The sequence below is a fragment of the Chitinasiproducens palmae genome (assembly GCF_900095735.1).
In the GTDB taxonomy this organism is placed as follows: Bacteria; Pseudomonadota; Gammaproteobacteria; order Burkholderiales; family Burkholderiaceae; genus Chitinasiproducens; species Chitinasiproducens palmae.
This window is the reverse complement of the sequence record NZ_FNLO01000002.1, coordinates 389085-414899: the sequence shown is the minus strand read 5'-3', so window position 1 is coordinate 414899 and position 25815 is coordinate 389085. Positions and strand designations below refer to the sequence as shown.

General features: G+C 63.4%; 20 protein-coding genes. 18 read left to right on the top strand and 2 right to left on the bottom strand.

Translation table 11 applies throughout. The features are described from left to right. The 4 genes from BLU54_RS04900 (at position 1) to BLU54_RS04885 (ending at position 5841) form a co-directional block, all read left to right on the top strand. Entirely contained in the window at positions 1 to 885 is an 885-nt protein-coding gene (locus BLU54_RS04900; RefSeq protein WP_091905465.1) for an efflux RND transporter periplasmic adaptor subunit, read from the top strand. After that, the gene (locus tag BLU54_RS04895) at positions 882 to 2294 is read left to right on the top strand and encodes an efflux transporter outer membrane subunit (RefSeq protein WP_091905462.1); all 1413 of its coding nucleotides are present in this window, start codon (positions 882 to 884) and stop codon (positions 2292 to 2294) included. Before BLU54_RS04900 ends, BLU54_RS04895 begins: the two co-directional genes overlap by 4 nt. Before the next feature lie 978 nt (positions 2295 to 3272). Next, positions 3273 to 4637, top strand: coding sequence for an MFS transporter (locus BLU54_RS04890; protein WP_091906005.1), 1365 nt, complete (start codon positions 3273 to 3275; stop codon positions 4635 to 4637). 61 nt (positions 4638 to 4698) lie between these two features. Beyond that, complete coding sequence (locus tag BLU54_RS04885) at positions 4699 to 5841, top strand: porin (protein ID WP_235837792.1); 1143 nt, start codon at positions 4699 to 4701, stop codon at positions 5839 to 5841. A 79-nt stretch (positions 5842 to 5920) separates the two neighbouring features. On the opposite strand, the gene BLU54_RS04880 is transcribed toward BLU54_RS04885, so the two are convergent. Next, the gene (locus BLU54_RS04880; protein ID WP_091905457.1) at positions 5921 to 6712 is read right to left on the bottom strand and encodes a FadR/GntR family transcriptional regulator; all 792 of its coding nucleotides are present in this window, start codon (positions 6710 to 6712) and stop codon (positions 5921 to 5923) included. Between the two features lie 223 nt (positions 6713 to 6935). On the opposite strand from BLU54_RS04880, the gene BLU54_RS04875 reads away from it, so the two are divergent. The 7 genes from BLU54_RS04875 to BLU54_RS04845 all read left to right on the top strand — a co-directional run bounded on the left by BLU54_RS04875 (position 6936) and on the right by BLU54_RS04845 (position 15358). Continuing rightward, positions 6936 to 8588: an FAD-dependent oxidoreductase gene (locus tag BLU54_RS04875; protein WP_170845022.1), complete on the top strand. Its 1653-nt coding sequence runs from the start codon at positions 6936 to 6938 to the stop codon at positions 8586 to 8588. After that, positions 8585 to 9994: an FAD-dependent oxidoreductase gene (locus BLU54_RS04870; RefSeq protein WP_091905452.1), complete on the top strand. Its 1410-nt coding sequence runs from the start codon at positions 8585 to 8587 to the stop codon at positions 9992 to 9994. Before BLU54_RS04875 ends, BLU54_RS04870 begins: the two co-directional genes overlap by 4 nt. 10 nt (positions 9995 to 10004) lie before the next feature. Then, complete coding sequence (locus BLU54_RS04865; protein WP_170845021.1) at positions 10005 to 10958, top strand: cupin domain-containing protein; 954 nt, start codon at positions 10005 to 10007, stop codon at positions 10956 to 10958. Between the two features lie 44 nt (positions 10959 to 11002). Next, positions 11003 to 12448, top strand: a complete 1446-nt coding sequence (locus BLU54_RS04860; protein ID WP_139169499.1) for an MmgE/PrpD family protein — start codon at positions 11003 to 11005, stop codon at positions 12446 to 12448. A gap of 70 nt (positions 12449 to 12518) precedes the next feature. Beyond that, positions 12519 to 13277 (top strand): SDR family oxidoreductase, encoded by a 759-nt coding sequence (locus BLU54_RS04855; protein WP_091905443.1) that lies wholly within the window; start codon positions 12519 to 12521, stop codon positions 13275 to 13277. Between the two features lie 58 nt (positions 13278 to 13335). Continuing rightward, positions 13336 to 14409 carry an amidohydrolase family protein gene (locus BLU54_RS04850; protein ID WP_091905440.1) on the top strand — a complete coding sequence of 358 codons (1074 nt, stop codon included), beginning with the start codon at positions 13336 to 13338 and terminating at the stop codon, positions 14407 to 14409. A gap of 58 nt (positions 14410 to 14467) precedes the next feature. Further along, positions 14468 to 15358, top strand: a complete 891-nt coding sequence (locus BLU54_RS04845) for a fumarylacetoacetate hydrolase family protein (RefSeq protein WP_091905438.1) — start codon at positions 14468 to 14470, stop codon at positions 15356 to 15358. A 215-nt stretch (positions 15359 to 15573) separates the two neighbouring features. Here BLU54_RS04845 and BLU54_RS04840 read toward each other — a convergent pair whose 3' ends face one another. Further along, complete coding sequence (locus BLU54_RS04840) at positions 15574 to 16299, bottom strand: GntR family transcriptional regulator (protein ID WP_091905435.1); 726 nt, start codon at positions 16297 to 16299, stop codon at positions 15574 to 15576. A gap of 216 nt (positions 16300 to 16515) precedes the next feature. Between BLU54_RS04840 and BLU54_RS04835 the strand changes: the two genes are divergently transcribed. The 7 genes from BLU54_RS04835 to BLU54_RS04805 all read left to right on the top strand — a co-directional run bounded on the left by BLU54_RS04835 (position 16516) and on the right by BLU54_RS04805 (position 25768). Next, a complete protein-coding gene (locus BLU54_RS04835) occupies positions 16516 to 17862 on the top strand; it encodes a cation:dicarboxylate symporter family transporter (RefSeq protein WP_091905432.1) in 1347 nt (448 codons plus the stop codon). Between the two features lie 30 nt (positions 17863 to 17892). Next, positions 17893 to 19059 (top strand): enolase C-terminal domain-like protein, encoded by a 1167-nt coding sequence (locus tag BLU54_RS04830; protein ID WP_091905428.1) that lies wholly within the window; start codon positions 17893 to 17895, stop codon positions 19057 to 19059. Between the two features lie 23 nt (positions 19060 to 19082). Then, positions 19083 to 20429: a class-II fumarase/aspartase family protein gene (locus BLU54_RS04825; RefSeq protein ID WP_091905426.1), complete on the top strand. Its 1347-nt coding sequence runs from the start codon at positions 19083 to 19085 to the stop codon at positions 20427 to 20429. Positions 20430 to 20781: 352 nt separating this feature from the next. Further along, complete coding sequence (locus tag BLU54_RS04820; RefSeq protein ID WP_091905422.1) at positions 20782 to 21045, top strand: helix-turn-helix domain-containing protein; 264 nt, start codon at positions 20782 to 20784, stop codon at positions 21043 to 21045. 1 nt (position 21046) lies between these two features. Further along, positions 21047 to 22387, top strand: coding sequence for a type II toxin-antitoxin system HipA family toxin (locus tag BLU54_RS04815; RefSeq protein WP_091905419.1), 1341 nt, complete (start codon positions 21047 to 21049; stop codon positions 22385 to 22387). Positions 22388 to 22760: 373 nt separating this feature from the next. Continuing rightward, entirely contained in the window at positions 22761 to 24476 is a 1716-nt protein-coding gene (locus BLU54_RS04810; RefSeq protein ID WP_091905415.1) for a rhodanese-like domain-containing protein, read from the top strand. 305 nt (positions 24477 to 24781) lie between these two features. Beyond that, positions 24782 to 25768, top strand: coding sequence for an ABC transporter permease (locus tag BLU54_RS04805; protein ID WP_091905412.1), 987 nt, complete (start codon positions 24782 to 24784; stop codon positions 25766 to 25768). Positions 25769 to 25815: the final 47 nt, after the last annotated feature.

The window sequence follows — 25815 nt, the reverse complement described above, 5'->3', positions numbered from 1 at the left end:
ATGAAGCACCTGCTCCCAACCCTTGGTCGCTGGGCGGTAACGCTCCTTTTGCTCGCCGTCGCTGCCTGCGTGGCATCGTCGATCTGGAGTCGCTACGAGAAAAAACCTTGGACGCGCGATGGTCACGTCCGCGCTGATGTCGTGCGTGTATCGTCCGATCTCGGCGGGTTGGTCACGCGAGTGCTGGTGCGTGACAACCAGCCGGTGAAGGCCGGGCAGCTTTTGCTGGTGCTGGATCGGCCACGTCTGGCGGCGGCATTGGAGAAGGCGGACGCCGCCGTTCAGAGCGCACAAGCCACGCTTAACCTCGCGCGACGCGAGCTGAAACGCGACGTCGCACTCGACAATCTGGTTGCCGCCGAAGTCCGCGAACAGGATGCGGCGAAAGTCGACACGGCCGTCGCGGCACTGGCGCAGGCGAAAGCGGAGCGCCGTGTCGCATTGCTCAACGTGCAGCGTACCGAGGTGCATGCAACGACAGATGGCATCGTCACCAATCTCGACCTGCATCCGGGTGACTTCCTCTCGCCGGGCACGCAGGCCATGGCGCTGGTCGATACCGACACGCTGCGCATCGAAGGATATTTCGAGGAAACCAAGCTCAATTGCATCAAGGAGGGCGATGCCGCCATCGTTCGCCTGATCGGTGACGGCAAGGATGTGCGAGGGCATGTCGAAAGCATCGCCGCCGGCATTGCCGACGACCAACGCTCGAGCAGTCACAATATGTTGCCAACAGTGCAGCCGACGTTCTCGTGGGTGCGGCTGGCACAACGTGTTCCGGTTCGCATCCGCATAGACAAAGCGCCGCCCGAAACACGCCTGATCGCCGGTCGCACGGCGACCATAGCCCTTGTGCCCGACGCCGCGGGAGCCTGCGAATGAGCAGGAAGAAATTGTCCGTCGCCGCGATTTTCTTTTCGCTGACGCTGGCCGGTTGCGTGTCCGGACCGGATTACCATGTGCCGGAACGAGCCGTTGCCCAATCACCGGAAGCCAAGCGTGCCTTCGTGGCTGGCGATGACGCTGCCTATCGCAACACTCGCCTGCCAGATCGCTGGTGGGCGCTGTACAACGACGCGCGACTGAACGCCTATGTCGCCGAAGCATTGCAAGCGAACACCGACCTGCGAGTGGCCGACGCGCACCTTCGGCAAGCCTCTGCCGCCGCGCGCCAGGCACGGGAAGGACGCATGATTCAGACGGACGCGCAGGCATTGGCAACCTTCGCTCACGTTGGCGGCTACACGCTACCGATGTCAACCACGCCGCAGACCTATGCGCTCGGTATCAACCTGTCCTATCCGCTGGATTTGGCGGGCGGCATCCGTCGCGGCATCGAAGCAGCCAATGCGAACGCCGAAGCCGTCGCGGCGGCGCGCGATCAGGTGCGCGTGGTAGTGGCCGCGGCCGTCACCCGCGCCTACGTCGGCGTGTGCTCGGCGAACCAGACCTTGGCTGCGAGCCGGCGTGTACTCGATGTGCAGCGCCAAACCCTTGAGGCGACACGGAAATTGAGTATGGGTGGGAAGGGAACGGCGTTCGATGTCAGCCGATCGAGTGCCGCGGCCAACGGCAGCGCGGCCGCCATTCCCCACTTGATCGCGGAACGCCAGGCAGCCCTGTTCGAATTGGCTGCACTGATGGGCAAGCTTCCCGCCGATTATCCGAAAGAGTTGGAGAACTGCGCGCAGCCGCCGAGCTTGCAGCAGCCGATTCCGATCGGCGATGGCTGGCAGTTGATCCAACGGCGCCCGGACATCCGCGAGGCCGAGCGCAATCTGGCCGCTGCGACCGCGAGGATCGGCGTCGAAACGGCACAACTTTACCCGCAGGTCAGCCTCGGTGCTTCGGCAGGCTTCGCCGACTCCTTCACGAAACTTTTCTCGAGGGACAGCTTCGGTGCAACGTTCGGACCGCTGCTATCGTGGCATTGGCCCAACCGGATCGCGGCCAAGGCCCGGATAGACGCCGCCGGAGCGGGGGCCGATGCCGCCGTGGCGGCTTTCGATGGCGCGGTCGTGCAGGCGTTGAAGCAGACGGAAACCGCGCTGACCGCGTACGCGCGAGAAATCGAGCGCGAACGGAGCCTCACCAAAGCGCGCGACGATGCCGCCCACGCCAGCGGACAAGCCAACCGCCTGTTCCGCTTCGGCAAGGTTGGCTTCATCGACGTGCTGTCGGCCGAAGCAGCGTTGGCAAATGCGGAATCTTCGCTTGCCGTGTCGCGCGCGCAAATGATCGACCGCGAGATCGACTTGTTCCTGGCGCTTGGCGGCGGCTGGTCTGGATAAGCGATGCGCAATAGGCAGGAAAGCGACGTCAGTGGCACGGCGTCCTTTCACGACAGGAACGCGGATTGGCGCCGCGCCTATCGCCTGGCCATCGACCTGTCCCGGTACCGCAGACACACGTGTTGTACCTCATCGACCCGAAGGGGCTCCGCTTGAGACCAGGCATTATTGATGCGATCGATGCCATTGGCGCCATCTGGAGAGCGGTTCGAAGAGGACCGGTCCAGCATTACGCATGCTGCTTGTTGGTCGTGGCAGCGCGCACTACGTCACCCCCCCTTGCAGATCTAGCAACTGATTAATCAGGTTGGCTAACGTCTCTCGCAGCACGAGGCAAGCTCCAGGTCATGCCCTACGGCGTCATGTCCTGGCGAAGTTCGTGCAGAACCGCATGTCTTGAGTTCGCGGAAAGCGGGCGATACCAATCGGCGCTCTCCGTCTTGCACGATCGTAGCCCACGCGCGTTGAAGAAACCATGTCGGACCTCTGCCAGTCCGCGATAAAAGCGTCGAGCTGTGCTGGGTCATGCGGTTTTCGCAAATCGGCGATTGAAAAGGCAAACCAATCTAACTCGCGATTGGCAGGCTGCCAATCGCACAACGACTACGAGAGATCGCGCGCGTTGGACGCTTTCAATTCGAGCAAGCGCCCCGCGGCGCCCCGTGGCGCCCCATGGCGCCCTGCGACGCGTGGGCGGCACTTGGCAGGTTGAACCGTAAGAAATTGCGCGCGTTCGGGCCAGCGTGAGCGGCTCCATTGCTCGAAAGCCGGTCGGCAATTACGTCATCGTCATTTGCGTTGGAAGGAGCCATGGCGCCGAACGGCTTCCTGGGACAGCGTGTCGTCTCAGTGGTCTAGGGTTGGTCCTAGGTTCGATGCCTATATGCGCGTGCCACAATGGTTATACCTTATAACCGTAGTGCCTTATATCGGGCGTCCATGAGCGCGCGCGAAGCCGGATTCCCGTCGGAGACGAACATGATCGAAGCAGTGCTCGGGGAAGATCTCCTCGACAGGGTATGTGGCAAGGTGTCGAGGCGGGTGCTGCCACTGTTCTTCCTCGCGTTCATCGTGGCGTATCTCGACCGTATCAATATCAGCTTCGCCAAGCTCCAGATGACTACCGATACTGGCTTGACCGACGCTACCTATGCCGTCGGTGCAAGCATCTTCTTTTGGAGCTACATGATTTTCGAGGTGCCGAGCAATCTCATTTTGAAGCGCGTCGGTGCCCGAATCTGGATTTCGCGGATCATGGTTACGTGGGGCATCGTCTCGGTGGCGATGATGTTCATTACGCCGCTTGCCGCGTTCTTCCACACCTCGCAAACCAACGTGTTCTATGCGCTGCGCCTGCTGCTGGGCGTGTGCGAGGCGGGCTTTCTGCCTGGCGTGTTGTACTACATCGGCAGCTGGATGCCCGCGAACAAGCAGTCGCGCATGTTCGCGCTCTTTCTCGCCTCCCTACCAGTCAGTCTGATGTTCGGCGGTCCCGTCTCTGGATGGGTACTGGAAGTGTCTGGAGGCTTCGGTCATTTCCGTGGGTGGCAATGGCTATTCCTGCTCGAAGGCCTGCCGTCGATCGTGATGGGCGTGGTGATCTTCGTGTTCCTACCGCGTGATATCGGTTCGGCGCGCTGGCTCAGCGACGCGGAGAAGCATTGCCTGAAGGCCTCACTGCGCGGGGAGCGCGCGCACAAGGAAGAGAACATGCTGGTCGCGATCGGGGATGGTCGCGTATGGATGTTGATTCTCATCCTGCTGGCGCTGAACACCGGCTTTTATGGGCTCTCGTTCTGGCTGCCGACCATCATTCACCGGGCAGGCGTCACGAGCACGGCGACCATCGGCCTGTTGAGCGCCATCCCATGGATCGCGTCGATTCCATGCCTGATTCTGAACGCCTCGCATTCTGCGCGCACCGGGGAGCGCCGCTGGCATGCCGCGCTGCCGGCGTTCATCGGCGGCGTGGCGTTCATCGCCAGCGCATTGGTGGCATCGCATTTCTACCTGTCGTTAGCATGCCTGACGCTTGCCATCGGCAGTCTGATGGCATCTTTTCCGATCTACTGGACCTTCCCGAATCAGATTCTCGGCGGCACGGCGGCGGCCGCCGGACTGGCGCTCATCAACTCGGTCGGCGCGCTGGCCGGGGTGTTTGGGTCGGTGGCGTCCGCGATTGCCGAATCCATCACTGGGAACATCAACGACGGCACCTATCTGTTCGGTGTGCTGGCTCTGTTGGCGGGACTGCTGATTCTGGCGCTACCGCGGGGAATTTCGCAGGACGCGGGGAGCGAGCGCTTCGAATTCGACCCCCATGCGCGCGAGAAATCGCTTTGAACCGAAATGGTTGATAGCGAGAACGTAGGGCAGGAACACAAGAACAATCACGGAGACCGATGTGAAACATATCGCAGTAATGCCCCTGGTCGGCTTGATGGCCGCCATGGCCGCCCATGCGCAAAGCGCCGTCACACTGTATGGCGTGCTGGACGACGGGATTCAATACAACAGCAATAGCGGCGGCAAGTCACAGTACTCGATGCGCTCCGGCAATCAGACGCAGAGTTTCTGGGGCTTGCAAGGGCGGGAAGACCTGGGTGGCGGTATCAAGGCGATCTTCAAGCTTGAAGGGGCGTACGACCTCAATACAGGCAAGCTGCCCGCCAATAACGCGCTGTTTGGCCGCCAGGCCTATGTGGGACTAGAGAGTGAGCGATACGGGCGGCTCACCATTGGCCGGCAATACGACCTCAATCTCGAAAGCACCGGACCCCTCACCGCCGCGGCGCGCGTCGCCGGCGGTCTCGGCGCGCACGCGGGCGATGTCGACAACCTTTGGGCGAGCTATAACGCGACGAATTCGATCAAGTACTTTAGCCCGAGTTTTGCCGGGCTGAGGTTCGGTGCGATGTACCGCCTGGGTGGCGTTGCCGGCGATTTCACGAACGCTCAGGCGTACAACTTCAGTGTCACCTATGCGAATGGACCGCTGCAGGCGGCCGCGTCGTTCGTTCGCGTCAACGATCCGGGCCTCGCGCTTTACGGTGCGACCACTCGCCCGGTAGCCAACGGCAGTTGGAGCAACCCGCTGACGACGCCGATCTTCGGCGGCTTCGCCTCGGCGCGCCGCCTGCAGGTCGCGACGGCGGGGGCGGTTTACACATTCGGCGCCTTCAGCGCGGGCTTCGTCTATTCGAACACCCGGTTCGAGGACGTCGTCGGCACGTCGAGCACACCGCTTTCCGGCACCTTCATCTTCAACGGATATGAGGCAAATGCGACGTACGTGGTGACGCCGACTGTCACGATCGGCGCTGGGCTCGATTACGAGTCGAATCACGACGCGCGCTACAGCACGGTGTCGCTCGGGGCGAAATATTTCTTCTCCAAGGCCACGTTCCTATACCTGTCGAGCGCGTACATGCACGCATCCGGGACAAGTTCGTTCGGCACGCCTGCTGTCGCCAACAACTACTTCGTCGCGTCATCATCGTCGCCGAACCAGACGACGGTCATCATCGGCATCCGCCATTACTTTTGAGCGAAGGAGACGTCCGTCGGCGCTGTCGGACGTTCCCGAAAAGACGTACGGGCCGGTGCCTGCACCGGCCGGTCGGCGATCACGATCCCGCCGAGTCGGCGGTGGCCTTCGACTTTTCGATCAGGTCGTCCTGCAGATGGCGATCCAGGCGTTCCAAATGCTTTCTCATTTCGGCCACTGCCTTGTCGGCATCGCGGGCTCGAAGATGCTTGAGGACTGCGCGACGAACCGCTATGAAATCTTTTCGAGGCTTTACGCTGACCTGAACCATCTGGGTGCGGACAAGCTCGGACAGCGATTCCACCAGCATCACCATCACCTGGTTGTGCGTGGCGCTGGCAAGCAGCCGATAGAACTCGGTGATATAGGATCCGCGCCGGGAATAGTTGCCCGCCAGGGTCAGTTCCTCGGCCTGATCGGTATCCCGCTCGATGGCGTCGAGATCGTCGTCGGTGGCGCGCAGGCACGCCAGCCGGATGGCCTGTTCGGTCAGGATAATCCGTGCTTCGGTCACGCTGTGCGACGGAATCTGACCCAGCATCACCATGTCGCTGACCGCCTGCGTGACCACGCTCGAGTTGCGCTCGCTGATGAACGCGCCCCCGCCCATGCCCTGGAAACATTGCACGAGTCCAGCGTTCTCGAGGCTGCGCATCGCTTCGCGGATGGCGGTGCGGCTCACGCCGAGCTGCTCCGCGAAATCTCGCTCCGGCGGCAGGCGGTCGCCTGGCCGCAGCTTGCCCAGCGCCACTTCGCGGCGAACCTGATCGCACACCTCCTCAAATGCGCGCTTCGTCTTGATAGGAGAAAAAGAGGCTCTCGACGGGGGGGCGGTATCAACACCGCGATTTGGCCGGCTGGGACTTGGCATGGCTATAAACACCTAAGGTATGACCTTCAATCGAACCCTCTCGTTATACCAGCGGTGTCGAATCGCGTCCATCCGGTGGAAGCTCGATCTGACCGAGACACCGCCGCCGACGCAGGGTTTACATTAGGTAATAAGGTATGACCTTATGAGTTAAGATTTGTTGGACGGAATGAAGGCACGCGACGCTCTGCGCGCAGTGCGCGACACAATGGAGAACGCTTCGATGAGCATGGCGTTGGGGACCGAGGTATTGATCGTTGGCGGTGGGCCGGTTGGCCTTTCGCTCGCGGGTGATCTGGGCTGGCGAGGGCGGCGCTGCCTGCTCGTCGAACGCGGCGATGGCCAGATCAGGCAGGCAAAGATGGACGGCGTTGGTTTGAGGACGATGGAGCACTGTCGGCGCTGGGGAATCGTGAAGGATGTGGAAAGCAGCGCCTACAACCGTGCCTATCCACAGGACAACGTGTACCTGACCACGCTCACCGGCCACGAGATGGGGCGTCAGCCGATGCCTTCGATGCTCAACGACAAGGCGCCCCCCGAAAGTCCACAAAAGCGCGAGCGCTGTCCGCAGAATATGTTCGATCCGATCCTGCAGCGATTCGCGCGGTCGCAAGAAGGGGTGTCGCTGAAGTACGGGCACCGGCTGCTGTCGTTCAACCAGCATGCCGACGGCGTGGCAGCGACGGTGCGGGACGCCGACGGCAACGAGATCGTGGTCAATTCGAAATTCCTGATTGGATGCGATGGCGGCCGCAGTGCCGTGCGCGAGCACTTGGGTATCGAGATGCACGGACGTGGCGTGCTCACGCATACCACCAATGTCATCTTCCGTTGCCCGCATTTCAATCAACTGCACGACAAGCAGCCCGGCTATCGCTACATGTTCGTCGATGCGACGGGCGTTTGGGCAACTATCGTGGCGATCAACGGCAATGACCAGTGGCGCATGTCGATCATCGGCAACGCACGCGACAACGCTGAGTACGACGAAGCGCAACTGAAGCAGTTCGCACATGCCGCGGTTGGCCGGCCCTTCGACCTCGAGATTCTCAGCGTGCTGCGCTGGACGCGCATCGAGCAGGTTGCGGACAGCTATGGCAGCGGGCGCGTGTTCATCGCTGGCGATGCGTGCCACCTGACTTCGCCGACCGGCGGGCTCGGCATGAATACCGGCATCGGCGATGCAGTCGATCTCTCCTGGAAGATCGCTGCCTGCCTGGAAGGCTGGGGCGGGCGGGCGCTGCTCGATTCATACGCGATCGAGCGTCGGCCGGTGGCCATCCGGATCACACGCTTTTCGACGAGCAACCTCGAGACGATGAAGCAAGTGCCGCATACCGAGGCCATCTTCGCCGATGGCTCCGAAGGTGAGGCGGCACGTGCCAAGGTCGGCCGGGCGCTCACCGACGGGCTGAAGAAGGAGTGGTTCTCAAAAAATATGCATCTGGGCAACCGCTATATCGGATCTCCCGTCTGCATCTACAACGAAGCGGAAAACCCGGCTGCACAGCAGGCCGAGTTCGACGACGCCGTCAATTACCGTCCGAGCACGCGTGCCGGCTGCCGGGCGCCGCACGCTTGGCTGGACGACGGCCGCTCGATGCTCGATCTATTCGGCCGCGGCTTCGTTCTCGTCTACCGAAGCGTTGCCGGCGCCGACGCCACGCAACTGCGCGACGCCGCTGCCAGGCGCGGCGTGCCACTGACACTTTTCGCTACCGACAAGCCTGAGGTGCTTGCCCTTTACGAGAAAACGCTGGTGTTGGTCCGCCCGGACGGTCATGTCGCATGGCGCGGCGACCGGATCGACCGCAGCGCAGATGAAATAATCAGCATCGTGACCGGCAATGGAAGCGCGAGGATTGAATCGTGAATCGAACTGCGGAATGCTTTGACCTGATCGTGGTTGGCGCGGGCATGGCCGGCCACTGCGCGGCGCTCGAAGCCGCGCATCTCGGCGGCAGTGTACTGCTCCTGGAGAAGACTGCGCAGTACGGTGGCAGTACGCGTATGTGCGGCGGCGCATTCGCTTTCGCGGGCACCGCGATTCAGAAGGAACACGGCATCGAAGACAGTGCCGAACTGCTCGAAGAAGACCTGCTGAAGGCGGGCAAGTACCGCAACGACCGTGCGCTGGTACGTACCTACGCGGAGCGTCAGTTCGAAAACTACCAGTGGCTCAAGCAATTGGGCCTGGCGTTTGAACAAGTGTCGCTGAGCGGCAGCCAGTCGGTGCCACGCAATCACAGCATCAGCCCGGTAAAGGTACTCGATACGCTGCACGCGCACTATCTGGCGGCCGGCGGCAGTTATCGCGCGAACAGCCAGGTGACCGGGCTGCTCACCGAGGGCAAAGCCGGCGCGTGTACGGTAACTGGCGTACAACTGGTCGATGGCGGCGTGATCCTGGCACGCGGCGGTGTGGTCATCACGACGGGTGGCTTTTCGCGTTCGGCTGACCTGGTCGAACGCTTCGTGCCGCATCTGCGCGCAGCGTTGCCGATGGGCGGATACGGCAATACCGGCGACGGCTTGAAGATGGCCTGGGCGCTCGGTGCCGACCTCGTCGACATTGGCTACGTGAAGGGGAGCTTCGGCGCCCCGGTGCGCGCGAAGGACGGTCCGGAGGATCTGGATGCACCCCGGCTTCTGTCGGCAATGTACAAGGGCGCCATCGTCGTCAACCGGCTCGGCAGGCGTTTCGTCAACGAGTCGATCTCATACAAGGCGATTGGCGACGAGTGCCTGCTGCAGCCCGACGCCGTCGCGTTCCAGATATTCGATCAGCAGGTCATGGATCAATCGTCACCGCTGCCGACTGTCTCGGACTACAAGGCTGGGCTGGCAGCCGGGGTTGTCGTGAAGGCACCTTCGATCGCTGCCTTGGCGGACCTGTTGGGCATCGATGCCTGTGCGTTGAACGCAACCGTCGAGCGCTACCACCAGGCTTGCGACGGGCATGCCGAGGACGAGTTCGGCCGGACATCGCTCAGCACCGGTTACGGTAAGCCGCGCAAGTTGCTCGAGGGACCGTTCTACGGTGTGGCCTGCACCACCGGGCTGACCTCGACCTATTGCGGCCTTCGTACCGATCCGAAGGCCCGCGTGCTCAACGTTGCAGGCAATGTGATCACCGGCCTGTACGCGTCGGGCGAAGTGATGGGCGGCTTCCATGGCGAAACCTATATGAGCGGTTCGTCGCTTGCGAAAGGGTGCATCTTCGGGCGCCTCGCCGCGCAGGATGCGGTCGGGCGCGCGAAGCATGCTGGCGTGCGATGAGGACACGACAATGACCACTATCTGTACGTGTCCCGACTTTGCCGCTGCAGCCGATCTCGATCAGTTGCATGCGATGCTCGAGAAAATCGGCGTCAAGAACGGCTGGAACAAGCCGACGCCTTCGCTGTATCCCGAGCCCAAGCAGCGTTTCGTCCCGGCCCACTGGCGCTTCAGCGCAACGCGCGAGGCCCTGCATGCCGCTGGGCGCCTGGTCGGCACCGAGTGGGCCGAACGGCGCAATTTGATCCTGGCTAATCCGATCCCGGGCAACGATTACGCGACGGTGACTACCTTGGTCGCGGCCTACCAAATGGTCAAGGCCGGTGAAACGGCGCGCAGCCATCGGCACACACCGAATGCGATGCGAGTCGTCGTCGAAGCCGCGCCCGAGACCTATACGCTGGTGGATGGCGTGAACGTGCCGATGGCGAGCGGCGACGTGCTGCTGACGCCGCGTTGGGCGTATCACGGACATGACAATCGCAGCGCGGAGGATGCGTACTGGATCGACATCCTGGATGCGCCGCTCGTGCAACTGCTCGGACCGATGTTCTTCGAGCACCATCCCGAACCGTTCGTGCGGGCCGAGCGGACGGAAGCGGCGACGCCGCTGCGCTTCGCTTACCAGGACTACCTGACGAAGCTGCTGGCAAGCGACGAAACAGCGCCCGGCGTCCGTCGATTGCATCTGGGTCCGCCGGAGATCGATACCTTCGACAGGCAAGCGGTTCATCTCGGCAGCCGCGCCACGTGGCCCTGTGAGCGGTCGACCGCCAATCGAATCTTCGTGGTCGTGGCAGGCGAAGGCCAGTCCACGGTTGGCGATCGAACCTTCGGCTGGCAAGCGGGCGATGTGATTGCCTGCCCGAGCTGGCTTGCGCACACTCACCGGGCGAAAGCGGATGCGGTACTTATTTGTATGTCCGATGCGCCGGTCATGCGCGCGTTCAATTGGTTGCGCTGAACCAGCTGACATCGATCGGAATTGCCGCACTGACGACTCCCACCATGAACATTACCCAAAGTCTTGCCCGATTTGCGCTGTCGACCCGCTACGACGCGCTGCCGCCAGCGGTCATCCGATCGGCCAAACTGTTGCTGCTCGACACCGTCGGCTGCGCGCTCGGTGCAATCCAGACCGAACCGGGACGCGCGGTACGCAGGATCGTGGACGCGACCTGTCGCGGCGGCGTCGCGACCGTGATCGGCACCGGACAAAAGACTTCCGTCATGTCGGCGGCGTGGGCCAACGGACGTCTTGGCAATGTGCTCGATATGGACGAGTGCTACAAGGTACAGGGGCATCACGCGCAGGCCAGTCTCGGCGCGGCGCTCGCGCTTGGCGAGCAAGCCCGTTTGAGCGGTGCGGATCTGCTCGTCGCGTTCACGATGGGCTTCGAGGTGGGGGTGCGCCTCGGCAACTTCCTCAGTCCCCGCGTGACGCTCGACGAACACGGCCGCACGCGTGGTTGGAGCGGGCTGGTCGGCCCAGCTCAGGGCGTGACTGCCGCCTGCACGGCCGCCGCGATCGTGCTCGGCCAAAGCGAGGTCGTGCTGGCCGATGCGTTCGGCAATTGCGCCCAATACATGGTCGGCCGTGACTGGTCGCGTCAATGGGGCCGCGACCCGGTGCTCGGCATGATCAAATATGCGGACACCGGCTGGAACGCGCAGGGCGGCATGATGGCGGCCCTGCACGCGCAGGAAGGCATTCGCGGCGTGCGCGACATTTTTGACGGCGACAGCTATGCACAGGTATTCCAGGGCGCGCTCCTTGCACCGGAGGCGATGCTCGATGGACTCGGCACCGCGTGGTACCTGCCGGAAACGTCGATCAAGTTCTGGCCGTGTTGCCGCTGGATCCACTACGCCCTGACCGCCTTCGACCGGCTCCGGCGCGAGCACCGGCTGCGGGCCGACGAAATCGAAGCTGTCGAGCTGCTGACCTTCCCGATGATTCCGTATCCTCGCTTCGGGATGAACGATGACCCGCCCAATCTGGTCGCGGCCACGTTCAGCTTCGCGCATGCGGCGGCGATGGTCGCGCTGGAGGTGCCGGCCGGGGCGGCATGGTTCGACACGGTCAACCTCAGCGGTGAAGCGGCGCGAAACATGCGCGCCAAAATCACGCTTGGCGTCGACGCGCGCGGCTACGATCCGCACGCCTGGGGTTTGCACGAGAAAGTGCTCAAGGTGCCGTCGCATTGTCGCGTGAAGGCACGCGGCCAGCGCTTCGAAGCCGCGACGGATTTCGCGCTCGGTGATTCCTGGCACGGCGCGCCGCCTTTCTCGGCCGACGACGTGCTCGCGAAATTCCGCACGCTCGCGGCCTCGGCGTGTCCGGAATCGGACGCTTGGGCGAACAGGGTCGATACGCTCGCGGATGCGGTAATGCATGTCGACGAAGTGGACGATGTCCGGGAACTGACCGCGTTGATGGCACCGACGGTGTAGCGGGCGGGCGCCCGTTCCGGAAGACGACAGCGACCGCTACCACAACGGTTCGAATAGGAGACAGGAGCGCATGAATCAAATCAAGAAGAAGGTCGCCGTGGTCACCGGCGCGGCAAGCGGCATCGGCTATGGCGTGGCGAAAGTGCTGGCCGAAACCGGCTTCCATGTCATCGCGGCGGACCGCAGCGCATCGGTGCACAAAGCGGCCCAACAACTGGCGCCCAGCGGCTCGGTGCGCGGCGCGGAGCTGGATGTGACCGACGAGGCCGGCATCAAGGCATTGATCGCTTCGATCGCAGAGGAACACGGCCGTCTCGACGTGCTGGTCAACAACGCGGGCGTGAGCATCAAGGTGGACGGCAAGCCACGCGGCATCAAGGATATCTCCACCGATGAATGGAACATGGTGCTCGGCATCAACCTGAGCGGCGCGTTCCTGTGCATTCGCGAGTCCATTCCGCTGATGCGGGCCAATCGTTGGGGTCGCATCATCAATATGTCGTCGCGTGCCGGGCGGACGCTGGTTGGCACCGCCGGCGTGCACTACGCGGCGACCAAGGCGGGCATGATCGGCATGTCACGAATCATCGCGGCCGAAGTCGCGCCAGACGGTATCACCGTCAACACGATTGCGCCGGGCCGTATCGAAAGCCCGATGACCCAGCAGGGCAGCGACGCCCAGCGCGCCCAGTTGGTCGGCGCGATACCGGTGGGACGCATCGGCACGGCGGACGAGATCGGCCATGTCGTCTCGTTCCTGGCCTCGGAACAGTCAGGCTACATGACCGGCGCGGTCCTCGATGTGAACGGCGGCACCTACATGCCCTGATACGCAGCACCCGATACGTGCCTCGAAGAACAGCTCAAAGCACCAGGAGACAAGGACGATGGATGTGAACTACAAGCCGAGGCGAGGCGCGCCGCCTCATCATTTCGTCGATACCGAATGGCTCGGCTTACGCACCGAAGAGGTGCTGGAGCCGCACATCCCGATTGTCGATGCGCATCATCACCTGTGGGACAGACGGCCGGTCAGCCTGTACCTGCTGCCCGAGATCCTGCAGGACATCAATGAAAGCGGCCATCTGGTTCGTGGCACCATCTTCGCGGAATGCACGTCGATGTATCGCGCGGATGGCGATCCGGCGACGGCCTGCATCGGGCAGGTGGAGTTCGCCAATGGCATCGGCGCGATGAGTGCCAGCGGTGTGTACGGGCCGATCCGCGTGTGCGCCGGCATCGTTGGCAAGGTCGACCTGACACAGGGTGCCGGCGCCGCGGAAGTTCTATCGGCTTGCGTGGCACGCGCGCCGGATCGTTTTCGTGGCATCCGCCAGATGGCGGCGTGGGATGCGAGCCCGGAGGTCAGCACGCTCGCTCGGCCGCCCGAGCGCAATCTGCTCGAACATCCGCAGTTCCGCGCAGGCTTCAAGGCCCTTGCGCCACTCGACTTGAGCTTCGACGCGTGGGTCTACCATCCGCAGCTTGCGCAGTTGCTGGCGTTGGTCGATGCCTTCCCGGACACCCGAATCGTCGTCAATCACATGGGCGGCCGCGCTGGGCTCGGCCCATACGCATCGCGCAAGGATGAGGTGTTCGCGGAGTGGGCGTCGTCGATTCGCCGGCTTGCAGAGCGCGACAATGTGTTCATGAAGATCGGCGGAATCGGCATGCGCCTACCGGGCTTCGATTTCATGGATCGGGACTTGCCGCCGACCTCCGAGGAATTGGCGCAGGCCTTCCGCCCGGGCTTCGAGGTCTGCGTGGAAGCGTTTGGTCCGTCGCGTTGCATCTTCGAGAGCAACTTCCCGGTAGACAAGGCGTGTTGCTCTTACCGCGTGATGTGGAACACGTTCAAGCGCCTCGCCGCGGGCTTTTCCGAAAGCGAGAAAGCCAGCCTCTTCGCGGGCACCGCGGTACATGTCTATCGTCTGCCCGAATCACTCGGGCAGGCGGCTTGATGCGAAGCCGATCGCTACCGTGCCGACCGATACCAAGCCGACCGAGCAAGGATAATTCATGAAACTGGCCGTTTTCAACGATTTCAGGATAGGCGTGGTCGCGGGGCACGTGCTGCGGGACGTGACCGGCGTGCTGCCGAGCGAACTGAATCTGGTTCCCGCGCAACGCATGAACTGGCTGATTGCGCATTGGACCGATTATGAAGCGCCAATCCGTGACAGGGGGGCGGACGATAGTGTAATGGCCAGTGCGATCGATGACGTGACGCTACTTGCTCCGGTTCCTGCTCCCCCGCATATCTTCGCGGCGCCCGCAAACTACCGAAAGCATCTGCACGAACTGGGCGCGCGTTCGGTCAGCAAGGGACGCACGGCTCGCGAGCAGGGTTTCTTCTTGAAGGCACCGGGTTCGATCATCGGGCCCGGCGCACGCATCGAGTTGCCACGCAACTCGCTGCGGCGTTTCGATCACGAGTCGGAGCTTGCCGTCATCGTGGGCCAGGGGGGCCGCAACATCCATCGAGACGACGCGATGAAGCATGTGTTCGGCTACAGTTGCCTGATCGATGGCACGATGCGTATCGAACCCGGCAGCGGGGAGGAAGAGCGTACGATGCGCAAGTCTTTTGCGAGCTTCACGCCGCTTGGACCGTACCTTGTCACGGCCGACGAGGTGCCGGAGCCTCATGCGCTCCGCAACCGATTGAGCGTGAATGGCGAAGTGCGGCAGGACGCAAATACGGCTGACATGATCGTCGGCATCGCGGAGCTGATCGAGCTGGTGTCGTCAGTGCTGCCGCTGTCGCCGGGAGATGTGATCGCCACTGGCACCCCCGAGGGCGTGGGACCGTTGACTGTCGGGGACGAAGTGAGCATCGAGATCGACCGAATCGGGCAGATGAGCCTGCGGGTGCATAGCGCCGACGTGGTGAGCCCGCGACCGTTCTAGCAACCGCCAGAGGCAACCAGCGTCGCGCGATGCGCGTCACCCCGGGGCGTGCCGCAGGGCCGATCACTTTGTAACCGCTGCGCTGTCTGGATGCGCGATCGCGATGCGTGGCGGTGCTTCAAATGAAGCGGCATTGGGTCGCGACCGTGACACGCGATGCTGGTGGACCACTTCGCGACCTCAGTGGTGCCGGCAGCGCAGAAACCGCCTGCCTTTCACTCTTGCCGCCGCAGTTGGAACGCGTAAGTGAAGCGATCCGCCGGAAACACGCTCACGGTCGCCTCGAATACCACGCCGCGCTCATCGACATAATGACGCGTGATTTCCAGCGCGTGCCCATCGGCTTCGGCGCCCAGCGGTTTCGCGAGCCGCGCCGGAATGCCGACTGCGCGTATCTCCTGCCGCACCTCGCGTACGACGCGCCCGAAGCGCTGTTCGACCATTTCGCAGATCAAGCCTGAGCTCTTGCGGAGCTCCTTTTTGATACCTGTGCCGATCAGCGGTTCGAGGTAGACGTCGGTCCAACAGATCGGCTTGTCCGGCTTGGCGGGATCGACGCGCAGCATCTCGGTGCGCAGCCAGCGCGAACCGGTCGCCACACCCAGTTGCTCCGCCAGCGGTGGACTTGCCGATATTTCCGTGACCGACTGCACGTGCCGCTCGGTCACCACCGCGAACTGGATCAAATCTTCGACGCTCGACATCGACTGTTCGAACGCCACGCGCGGCTTGCTTGCCTCGACGCGGATGCCCGCGCGTTTTCGGCGCGAAATCAGCCCGAGTTCCTGCACGCGTTCCAGCGCGGAGCGCACCGTCGCACGGCTGACGCCGTACTGCGTGGATAAGTCGACTTCGCTGGGCAGCGCCGAGCCGACTTGGAACGTGCCATCTCCAATCGCCTGTATGAGCTTGTCAGCCAGTTCGGCGTAACGCGGTTTCATCGGGACTGTTCCTCACTGCATTGCCGGGAGCGCGCGATTATGCCGCGGCGCGCTCATGCTATCCGCCTAGCAGCCACTCTGCAAAGCGCAGTTGTTCGTGTAAACCCGAGGTTGACCGTGTCCAGACTGGAAAATATAGTCCGTACATATTTATAAAGTACGGACATATTATAAACCGTTCGACATCATGGAGCGCCTGCTCCGGGAGACAAAGGCATGGCTCTACAGGGCGAAAGCGCGACTCGGCACGAGGCACACGCGGCGGCAACCGCCGAGCGCAAGAAGCCGCCGATCTATGCGCGGCTGGGAGTGCAGATCGTCGTTGGCATCGTGGCGGGCGTGGCGCTCGGCTTCATCGCGCCGAAGCTCGCCATCGACATGAAAGTGCTCGGCGATATCTTTTTGCGACTCATCAAGATGATCGTCGCGCCGCTGGTATTCCTGAACGTGGTGCTGGGCATCGCAGCAGCGGGCGATCTGAAAAACGTTGGACGCATCGGATTGCGCGCGCTCATCTACTTCGAGATCGTCTCTACGGTTGCGCTTGCCATCAGCATGGTGGTCGCGAACCTGTCCGGCGTCGGCGCCGGCATGCACCTGACGCAGAGCGCCGAAGCCGCTGCCGCCGCTCACGCGCAGTATGGCAAGGCCGGCCCGGCATCGTTCGAACATTTCCTGCTGACCCTGTTTCCCGACAACTTCGTTGGCGCGTTCGCCAACGGCTCGCTGTTGCAGGTGCTGGTGATCTCGATCGGCTTCGGCGCAGCGCTTCTCATGCTGAACAAGGACACCCGCACCAGCGTCGAAGGCGGCCTTACGCGCATGTCGGAATGTTTCTTCAAGTTCGTCGACGTCATCATGAAGTTCGCGCCGTTGGGCGCATTCGGGTCGATCGCATTCGCGATCGGCAGTAGCGGCATGAACGCGGTGATCTCGCTGGGCTATCTGCTGCTCGTGATGTATCTGACGCTCGCACTGATCGTCGTTGTCGTGTTCGGCGTGATCCTGCGCTTCTATGGCTTCAACATCTTCCGCTTCCTGCGCTACTTCAAGGACGAGATATTCCTGTTGTTCGCGACCGCTTCGTCGGAGAGCGCGCTGCCGCGCTTGTTCGAAAAGCTCGAACGGCTTGGTTGCTCGCGCCAGTCGACTGGCCTTGTGCTGCCGACCGGTTATGCATTCAACCTCGATGGCACCTCCGTCTACATGGCGCTGTGCACGCTGTTCCTCGCCAATGCGTATGGCGTGCCGCTCGACTTGCATCAGCAGCTGGGCTTGCTTGCGCTCATGCTGATCACCTCGAAGGGCGCGGCAACCGTATCCGGCGGCACATTCATCGTGTTCGCGGCCACCGTCACGGCCTCCGGCATCCTGCCGCTCGAAGGGCTGCCAATCCTGTTCGGCATCAACCGTTTCACGTCGCAGGCGGTTTGTATCTGCAATGCGATGGGCAACGCCGTCGCCGCGTTGGTCATCTCCAGATCGACCGGCGAGTTCGACGAGAACGCCGCGCGCGCCGAGTACCAGCGTGTGTTCGGTGCAGCACCCGGCAAGGTCATCTGATCCAAGACATCGAGGAAAAAGGAAAGAGCGATGCGTATCACGTCCGTCAAGGAAATCACTGTCCCCCTCGAGGGCAACGTGGCTAATGCTTTCGTCAACTTCGCGGAGCACACCATCTCGCTGGTCGCTCTCGAAACCGATGTGGTGCGCAACGGCCGGCCGGTCATTGGCTATGCGTTCGATTCGATCGGCCGCTTCGCGCAGGGCGGCATCCTGCGTGAGCGGATGATTCCGCGTCTCGAAGCGGCACAGCCGGAAAGCCTGCTCGACGCATCGGGCGAACTGTTCGATGCCGGCAAGGTGCTCGCGACCGTGATGCGCAACGAGAAACCGGGCGGCCACGGTGACCGGGCAGCCGCGGCCGGTGCGATCGAACTGGCTGTGTGGGATCTCAACGCGAAGCTGCTCGACGAGCCGGCGCACGTCACCATTGCGCGGCACCATGGCCGGCAAGGCAAGCGCGACGGCGTCAATGTGTACGCGGCGGGTGGCTACTACTATCCCGAAGACAGCACGCAGCGTTTGGTCGACGAGTTCACGCGTTATCGTGACATGGGCTTCGACGCGTTCAAGATGAAAATCGGCGGCGCGGACCTGCCTACCGATCTGGCCCGCATCGAAGCGGCGCTTACGGTGGCGAGGGAAGGGCAGAAGCTCTCCGTCGATGCCAACGGCCGCTTCGATCTGCCCGTCGCGCTGGCTTATGCCGAGGCGATCACGCCGTTCGATCTGCGCTGGTACGAGGAGATCGGCGATCCGCTCGACTTCGATCTGAACCGACAGGTCGCGCAGGCTTACGCGGGACGTATCGCAACCGGCGAGAACCTGTTCTCCGTGCAGGACGTGACGAACCTGGCGATGTACGGCGGCATGCGTCCAGGCAAGGATTACTTCCAGATGGACCCGGGCCTCGCTTACGGCCTCACCGAGTACGCACGCATGATCGACGTGCTCGAAGCGCATGGCTTCGATCGCGTGGACGTGCATCCTCATGGCGGGCATCTGATCAATCTGCATATCGCGGTCGGTCTCGAACTTGGCGGCTGCGAGGCGTATCCGGGCGTGTTCCAACCGTTCGGCGGCTATCCGCCGGGCTGCGGCATTGGCGGCGGACGGGTGAGTCCGACCGACGCGCCGGGCTTCGGCCTGGAGGAAAAGGACGGTTTGCGGCCTTGGCTGGCGCGTCTGGCCGACTGAATGAATCGAACAAGGACTCAGCAATGGCAACGACTGTTTTCGACTCGGCACTCTTTCGCGACATGTTCGGCACGCCCGAGATGCGCGACGTGTTCTCGGACGAGGCCTATCTCAAACGCTGCATCGACGCGGAAACGGCGCTCGCCCGCGCGCAGGCGAAAGCAGGCTTGATTCCCGAGGTGGCGGCGCGCGACATAACTGCGTACGCCGATTTCGGCAAGCTCGATCTCGAACGCTTGCGCCATGAAACGGAGATCGTCGGCTATCCGATTCTGCCGCTCGTCAAACAGATCAGCGAGATGTGCGGCGACGCGGGCGGCTATCTGCACTGGGGCGCGACGACGCAGGACATCATGGACACGGCCACGATGCTGCAGTGCGCGCAGGGCGTCGCGATCGTCGAGAAGCAACTCGACGAGGTGCGCGCGGCCCTGCGTGAACTCGCGGTGAAACACGCGGATACGGTCACCGCCGGACGCACGCACTTGCAGCATGCGCTGCCGGTGACGTTCGGCTTCCGCGCCGCGGTGTGGCTGTCGGCATTGAACCGTCATGCGGAACGGCTGGCGCAGGCGAAGGCGCGCGCGCTGATGGTCGAGTTCGGCGGTGCAGCGGGCACGCTCGCCTCGCTCGGCGATCCCGAGCGCGCGCTCGAAACCCGCAAGTTGTTCGCGGACGAGCTCGGCCTGCGCGATCCGGAGATTACCTGGCACGTGGCGCGCGACGGCCTGTGCGAGCTGGTCTCGCTGCTGGCCAACCTCGGCGGCTCACTCGGCAAAATCGCCCTCGACGTGATGATGATGGCCGCCTCCGAGTTCGGCGAGGTCGCCGAGCCGTTCGTGCCCGGTCGCGGCGCGAGCTCGACGATGCCGCAGAAGCGCAATCCGATTTCAAGCGAGCTGATGTTCGCCGCCGCGAAGATGCTGCGCGAGCGCGCCGCGCTGATGCTCGACGCGACGATGCACGATTTCGAGCGTGCGACCGGCCCTTGGCATCTCGAATGGAGCGCGGTGCCGGAGAGTTTCCTGTTGGCCGCGAGCGCGCTACATCAGGCGAACTTCATGTTGCGCGGTCTGCAGGTCGACGCCGAACGGATGCGCCGCAATCTCGATCTGACCGGGGGGCTGATCGTCGCCGAAGCGGTGATGATGGGACTCGCGCCGGCGATCGGCCGTCAACATGCGCATGATGTGGTCTACGATGCGTGCCGAACCGCGATCGAGAACGGCCGTACGCTGTACGACGTGCTGAAGGAGAACGCGCAGATTCGCGCTCGGCTTGAGGATGCGCAGCTTCGCTCGTTGACCGATCCGGCGAACTATCTCGGCGCCGCCGCGCTTATGGCGAGAAAGGTGGGAGGTCAGTGTTAGGGCGCTTCGTCGTACAGGTTGCCGATCGGTCCACGTATCACAGCAGGGCATGACGGAAGATCCTTGGATGGCGGTTCTGCGCCGCGCGTGGGCAGAGGCATGGTCACATGCACCTCTGCGGCGGGCGCCTGGATCAGCCGGAGTGCATCGACTGGCGGCACGTGGCGCATGGCGCACACGTTTCATGTCGATGCAGGCGCCCAGCGACGTTCGACTGCTTGGATTCGGATCCTTCAGCGCCACCCAGCGGCAGGTAGCTGGCATGTACAGTGTCTTTTAGTTGAATTTCAGATAATTGACGATTATCTGATTATCAGCTAAATTGCCTTTATCTGAGTTTCGGGTAATCGCCATGTCGCTGACCTCGTACGCTCTTCTCACCAGCGTCCAGCTCGGCTCGACGTTGCAGGCGGCCCGCAAAGCCCAGGGGCTGACGCAGTCGGCGCTGGCTGCGCGTCTCGGCTTGAGCCAGTCGCGGGTGTCCCATCTGGAGCTCAATGCGCAAGAGCTCAGCGTCGCACAACTGCTTGCATGGTGTGCAGTGCTCGGCCTGGAGCTGGCGGTGGGGAGCCGGAGCAAGGCTGGGGTGCCGTCGACGCCGACCGCGGACTGGTGAGATGGGACGACGATCGCATAGCCGCAGCCTGTCCATCTGGGCTAACGGTGTCCGCGTTGGCCGATGGACGATTCCCGCTCGCGGGGGAATGGAACTGCAGTACGACGCGGATTGGCTTGCTGCCGATGTCGGCCGGCCGCTGTCCCTGTCGCTACCGTTCAATTTGGCGAACCGGCCCGTCGAGGGCGACAGGGTCGCCCACTACTTCGACAATCTGCTCCCGGACAGCGATGCGATCCGCCGCCGCGTGGCCGCGCGATTCAAAACAGGGTCGACCGAGCCGTTCGACTTGCTGAAGGCCATCGGGCGCGATTGCGTGGGCGCCGTGCAGATTCTGGGCGAGGACGAGGCGCCCGCCAACTTCGACCGGATCGAGGGCGTGCCCCTGTCGGAAGACGACATCGAGCGGCACCTCGTCGAAATCGTTTCGCCGCAGGCCTTCGCGACGGGCGCAGATCCGGAGGCGGACTTCCGCATTTCGCTGGCCGGTGCGCAGGAGAAGACAGCTTTCCTGCGATTTGGCGGGCAATGGCTCGCGCCGCGTGGCGCCACGCCGACCAGCCATATCTTCAAACTTCCGCTCGGCTTGATGGGCGGACGGCGAGCGGATTTCAGCACCTCCGTCGACAACGAATGGCTGTGCTTGCGGCTCTTGAAAGCCTACAAGTTGCCCGTGGCTGACGCGCAGATCGCAACCTTTGGCGGGCAGCGCGTACTGGTGGTGGAGCGCTTCGACCGGCGCATCGCCTCCAATGGGCAGTGGCTCATGCGTTTGCCGCAGGAAGACTTCTGTCAGGTCGAAGGCTGCTCGCCATTGCGCAAGTACGAGAATGAAGGCGGTCCGGGGCTCAAGGCCCTGTTCCGCACACTGCGGCAATCGGTGAACGCGGAAGCTGACATGAGGACGTTGATGGCCGCGCAGGTGCTGTTCTGGCTGCTACGGGCGCCTGACGGCCATGCCAAAAACTTCAGCATCCAACTTCTGCCAGGTGGCCGGTTTCAGTTGACCCCTTTGTACGACGTGATGTCGGTCTATCCGGTACTGGGCGATGGTCCCAACCAGTGGTCACCGTACGAGGTGAAGTCGGCAATGGCCTTGCTCGGCAAGAATCGGCACTACGACATGCACGCGATCCAGCGCAGGCACTTCAACACCACCGCGCAGAAAGTTGGCTATGCATCGAACGCCGAGCCGATCATCGAAGAACTTCTTGCGCGTACTCCAGCGGCCATTGCGGAAGTGCAAGCGGACTTGCCAAGCGACTTTTGCCCGCGTGTTCGCGATGCCATCCTGGGCGGGCTTGAGCGGGCGGCCAGAACACTCGGCGGGATGCCGCCGTAAGCGGGCGAAGAGCAGGCTGACGCTGTTACGCCGCGCCCGAGCGTCTGACGCGTTTCCGGCGCCGGGAAGTGCACCGGCAATGGCGCCGGTCGCGTCGCGATTGCTGCGAAGGTTCAAGCGCCGCGCAACAAAGCATAAGCGCACGTGATACGTGGCGCTGCCGCCGCCGGGTCCGACTGCCGGCACGGCTGGCACGGGCGCCATACGGAACAAGGGCTGCGCGCTCATGCGTCGCTCGACGGGCACGGAGCGCTCGGGCATCGTCCGTTTCCTGCTTTGGTTATCGACTTTTCGCGCTTAGAGCGAGCGGCTTCGTTTCTTAGAATCGCCTCGTTCCAGGTAGTGCCTGTGCGATACGGGCCGCGATGCTCCGATGACCCAACCTTTACGTATCTCGCCGCTCAGCTTGCGCGCGCTTCTTGACCATCCGCCGCCCGAGCTGGCGATCCTCGACGTTGCCGAGGAGGGGCAGTTCGCCGAGCGGCATCTGCTGCACGCGGTCAACGTGCCCTACAGTCAGATCGAGATATTCATTGGTCCGCTCGTGCCTCGGCTGAGCACGCCAATCGTCTTGATCGACCACGGTGGCGGCATCGGACGGCGCGCGGCCTCGCGACTCGCAGCGCTCGGGTATACCGACCTTTCCATTCTCGATGGCGGGATCGCCGCCTGGGAAGCGCGCGGATTCTCATTATTCGACGGCGTGCATGTGCTCAGCAAGGCGTTCGGCGAGTGGCTCGAACGGGCCTGCGCGACACCTTCGATCACGGCCGTGGCATTGCACGAGCGGCGACTCGCGAAGCAGGCAACGGTCATTCTCGATCCACGGGCCCCAGCCGAACATGCGGCTCGGCACGTACCGGGCGCAGCGAGTGCACCTGGGCAAGAGCTGCTGCGCGTTTTCGACTGGCATGTGCGCGATCCCGCGGCACTGGTTGTCGTGGCCTGCGGCGGTCGTACACGGGGGATTGTGGGCGCGCAAACGCTGATCGATGCCGGCGTACCGAATCAGGTCGTCGCGCTGGAAAACGGCAATCACGGTTGGCAGTTGGCCGGCTTCGAGTTCGAAACCGGCGCGCAGACGCAAGGCGTGCCAGTACAAGCCGACCATGCGCCGCGCGCGTCGGCCTGGGCGCGGCGCATCCGTGACGCGTTCCTGGTGCCGTCGACAGATGATCGGCAAGTGTCCGAGTGGTTGAGCGACAGGACCGGACGAACGACCTACCTGCTGGACGTGCGAACCGCCCGGGAGCACGCGCGCGGTCATTACCGGCATGCGCGCAGTGCGCCCGGCGGTCAGCTGGTGCAGGCCACCGACCGTTGGTTGGCGACGCGCGGCGCGCGCGTCGTCCTGGTGGACGACGATGGCATTCGCGCCACGCCGACGGCGCTGCGTCTACGACAGATGGGCTGGGATGCCTATGTACTGACGGTCGAGCACTTATCCGAGTCCGGCGATGGCAGCGGCGACAGCGGCACCGACGGCGATGCGCCGTCGACGCCACCTGACCCGGACGCAGCCGCTTATGTGCATCGCCAGCGTGCCCCCATTCCGAAACAGGTCGCAGAGATAACGCCCGCCGAGGCAGTCAGGCGTATCGAAGCCGGCGCAAAGGGCATCTCTTTCGACCCGAGCGCGGATTATTTAGCCTGCCATCCTGACGGCTTCGAATGGTCAAATCGTACAGATATCGCGCATCTGGTCGACGCCCTAGAGACCGGTCGGGCGCTCGTTCTGTTTTCGAGCGATACCGCTGCCGCGCATCTCGCTGCTGTCGACCTCGTTGACTCGTCGCGCCGCGTCGATGCCGTTGACCGCGTCGCGGTGGTGGCCGGCGGCATGCCGCAATGGCTTGAAGCCGGCCTGCCCGCATCGGCCGCGCAGCCCGGCGCGATAGATCCTGCGCGTCGCATCGACTGGCTGCAATGGCTGCGCTCGCGCCGTCACGGCGACGCCGCGGCGATGCGCGCATACCTGGCATGGGAGCACGGGCTGCTGGCCAGGATCGCGCAATGCGGCGAGCCTTTCCCCGGTTGGCCTGGTATGGCGAGCGTCACCGCGTGCGACGGGCCGGCGCGGACCAGGTGATGTCGCGCATGTGCGGCCTCGCGTCGGCGACGACGGTCGCGGTCCATCGCGCGCCGCGCATCGCGTCGAGCCGGTTCCGCTCAGCGGCCGCTTGTTCCAACTTGCGCGCACAGTTCGGCGGCCCGTCTCCCAGCGGACCTGCCGCGCCCGTCTGGAATCACGCTTGCAGGGCCGGTGTGCGCATCGCGCGGGTCGGAAAGTGTCCGGAGGTTGCCTGGAAGTTGCCCGGAAGTTGCCCGGAAGTTGCCCAGAACCGCTGCGCATTCAAGCGCAGCGGGCGGCAGTCACCACGTCATGACAGGAGCATGCAATTGAAGCGCCGCGCCTTGTTTCTCAAATGGACATACCGCACGGCTTGGCAACTGCTGCCGGCCGTGGTCGGCATCGTCATTTTCAATTTTCTGTTGCTGCGCCTGCTGCCTGGCGACGCAGCCGAAGCCATCGCCGGCGAGTCCGGAGCGGCCACCGCGGAAACGATGCACGCCTTGCGAGCCCGCTTCGGCCTCGATCAGTCCCTGCTTCATCAGTTGGGGAACTATCTGAACGGGCTGGCGCACTTCGATCTGGGAAACTCCGCGCGCTTCGGTGCGCCGGTGACGACCTTGATCCTGTCGCGCCTTCCGAACACATTGTTGCTGATGGCGGCCGCGCTGCTTTTCGCGATGGTCGTCGGCATCGCTGCCGGTGCGGTGATGGCGCACTGGGCCGGCAGGTGGCCCGACCGGGTTCTGTCGGTGACAGCACTCGTTTTGTATTCAACCCCGGGCTTCTGGATCGGCTTGCTCGCAATCGTGCTGTTTTCGGTTCGCCTCGGTTGGCTGCCTAGCGGCGGCAACCTCACGATCGGTGTGCCGGCGCACGGCTTCGCCTACCTGTTGGATGTGTTGAAGCATCTGGCGCTGCCCGCGCTCACGCTGTCCACGTTTTTTGTTGCGATCTATGCACGCCTCACGCGCGCCGCAATGCTCGAAGTGCAGCAGCAAGACTTTGTTCGCACCGCGCACGCGAAAGGCTTGTCGCCGCTGCGCGTCGGCTTCCGCCACGTCCTGCGCAACGCGCTGTTGCCGTTGACGACGCTCGCCGGACTGCATTTCGGCACGCTGCTCGGCGGCGCGGCGGTGACCGAGACAGTGTTCAGCTGGCCTGGCCTGGGTCGCCTCGCACTCGACGCGGTGATTGCGCGCGACTTCAACGTCCTGCTCGGTGTGCTGTTGCTGTCCTCCCTTCTGGTCATGGCAGCCAACCTCCTGGTCGATCTGGTGCAGTCTTGGCTGGATCCCCGTATTCGCTGAACGCGCGATGGCGTTGCAGTCACGGTGCCTCCTATCGGGAAGAACAT

Excerpts from the sequence above, each read along its gene's own strand:
- BLU54_RS04850 (WP_091905440.1), top strand. The coding sequence starts at position 13,336 with ATGGATGTGAACTACAAGCCGAGGCGAGGCGCGCCGCCTCATCATTTC.
- BLU54_RS04835 (WP_091905432.1), top strand. The coding sequence starts at position 16,516 with ATGGCTCTACAGGGCGAAAGCGCGACTCGGCACGAGGCACACGCGGCG.
- BLU54_RS04855 (WP_091905443.1), top strand. The coding sequence starts at position 12,519 with ATGAATCAAATCAAGAAGAAGGTCGCCGTGGTCACCGGCGCGGCAAGC.
- BLU54_RS04875 (WP_170845022.1), top strand. The coding sequence starts at position 6,936 with ATGAGCATGGCGTTGGGGACCGAGGTATTGATCGTTGGCGGTGGGCCG.
- BLU54_RS04840 (WP_091905435.1), bottom strand. The coding sequence starts at position 16,299 with ATGAAACCGCGTTACGCCGAACTGGCTGACAAGCTCATACAGGCGATT.
- BLU54_RS04825 (WP_091905426.1), top strand. The coding sequence starts at position 19,083 with ATGGCAACGACTGTTTTCGACTCGGCACTCTTTCGCGACATGTTCGGC.
- BLU54_RS04860 (WP_139169499.1), top strand. The coding sequence starts at position 11,003 with ATGAACATTACCCAAAGTCTTGCCCGATTTGCGCTGTCGACCCGCTAC.
- BLU54_RS04810 (WP_091905415.1), top strand. The coding sequence starts at position 22,761 with ATGACCCAACCTTTACGTATCTCGCCGCTCAGCTTGCGCGCGCTTCTT.
- BLU54_RS04880 (WP_091905457.1), bottom strand. The coding sequence starts at position 6,712 with ATGCCAAGTCCCAGCCGGCCAAATCGCGGTGTTGATACCGCCCCCCCG.
- BLU54_RS04895 (WP_091905462.1), top strand. The coding sequence starts at position 882 with ATGAGCAGGAAGAAATTGTCCGTCGCCGCGATTTTCTTTTCGCTGACG.
- BLU54_RS04890 (WP_091906005.1), top strand. The coding sequence starts at position 3,273 with ATGATCGAAGCAGTGCTCGGGGAAGATCTCCTCGACAGGGTATGTGGC.
- BLU54_RS04805 (WP_091905412.1), top strand. The coding sequence starts at position 24,782 with ATGCAATTGAAGCGCCGCGCCTTGTTTCTCAAATGGACATACCGCACG.
- BLU54_RS04845 (WP_091905438.1), top strand. The coding sequence starts at position 14,468 with ATGAAACTGGCCGTTTTCAACGATTTCAGGATAGGCGTGGTCGCGGGG.
- BLU54_RS04820 (WP_091905422.1), top strand. The coding sequence starts at position 20,782 with ATGTCGCTGACCTCGTACGCTCTTCTCACCAGCGTCCAGCTCGGCTCG.
- BLU54_RS04830 (WP_091905428.1), top strand. The coding sequence starts at position 17,893 with ATGCGTATCACGTCCGTCAAGGAAATCACTGTCCCCCTCGAGGGCAAC.
- BLU54_RS04865 (WP_170845021.1), top strand. The coding sequence starts at position 10,005 with ATGACCACTATCTGTACGTGTCCCGACTTTGCCGCTGCAGCCGATCTC.
- BLU54_RS04815 (WP_091905419.1), top strand. The coding sequence starts at position 21,047 with ATGGGACGACGATCGCATAGCCGCAGCCTGTCCATCTGGGCTAACGGT.
- BLU54_RS04900 (WP_091905465.1), top strand. The coding sequence starts at position 1 with ATGAAGCACCTGCTCCCAACCCTTGGTCGCTGGGCGGTAACGCTCCTT.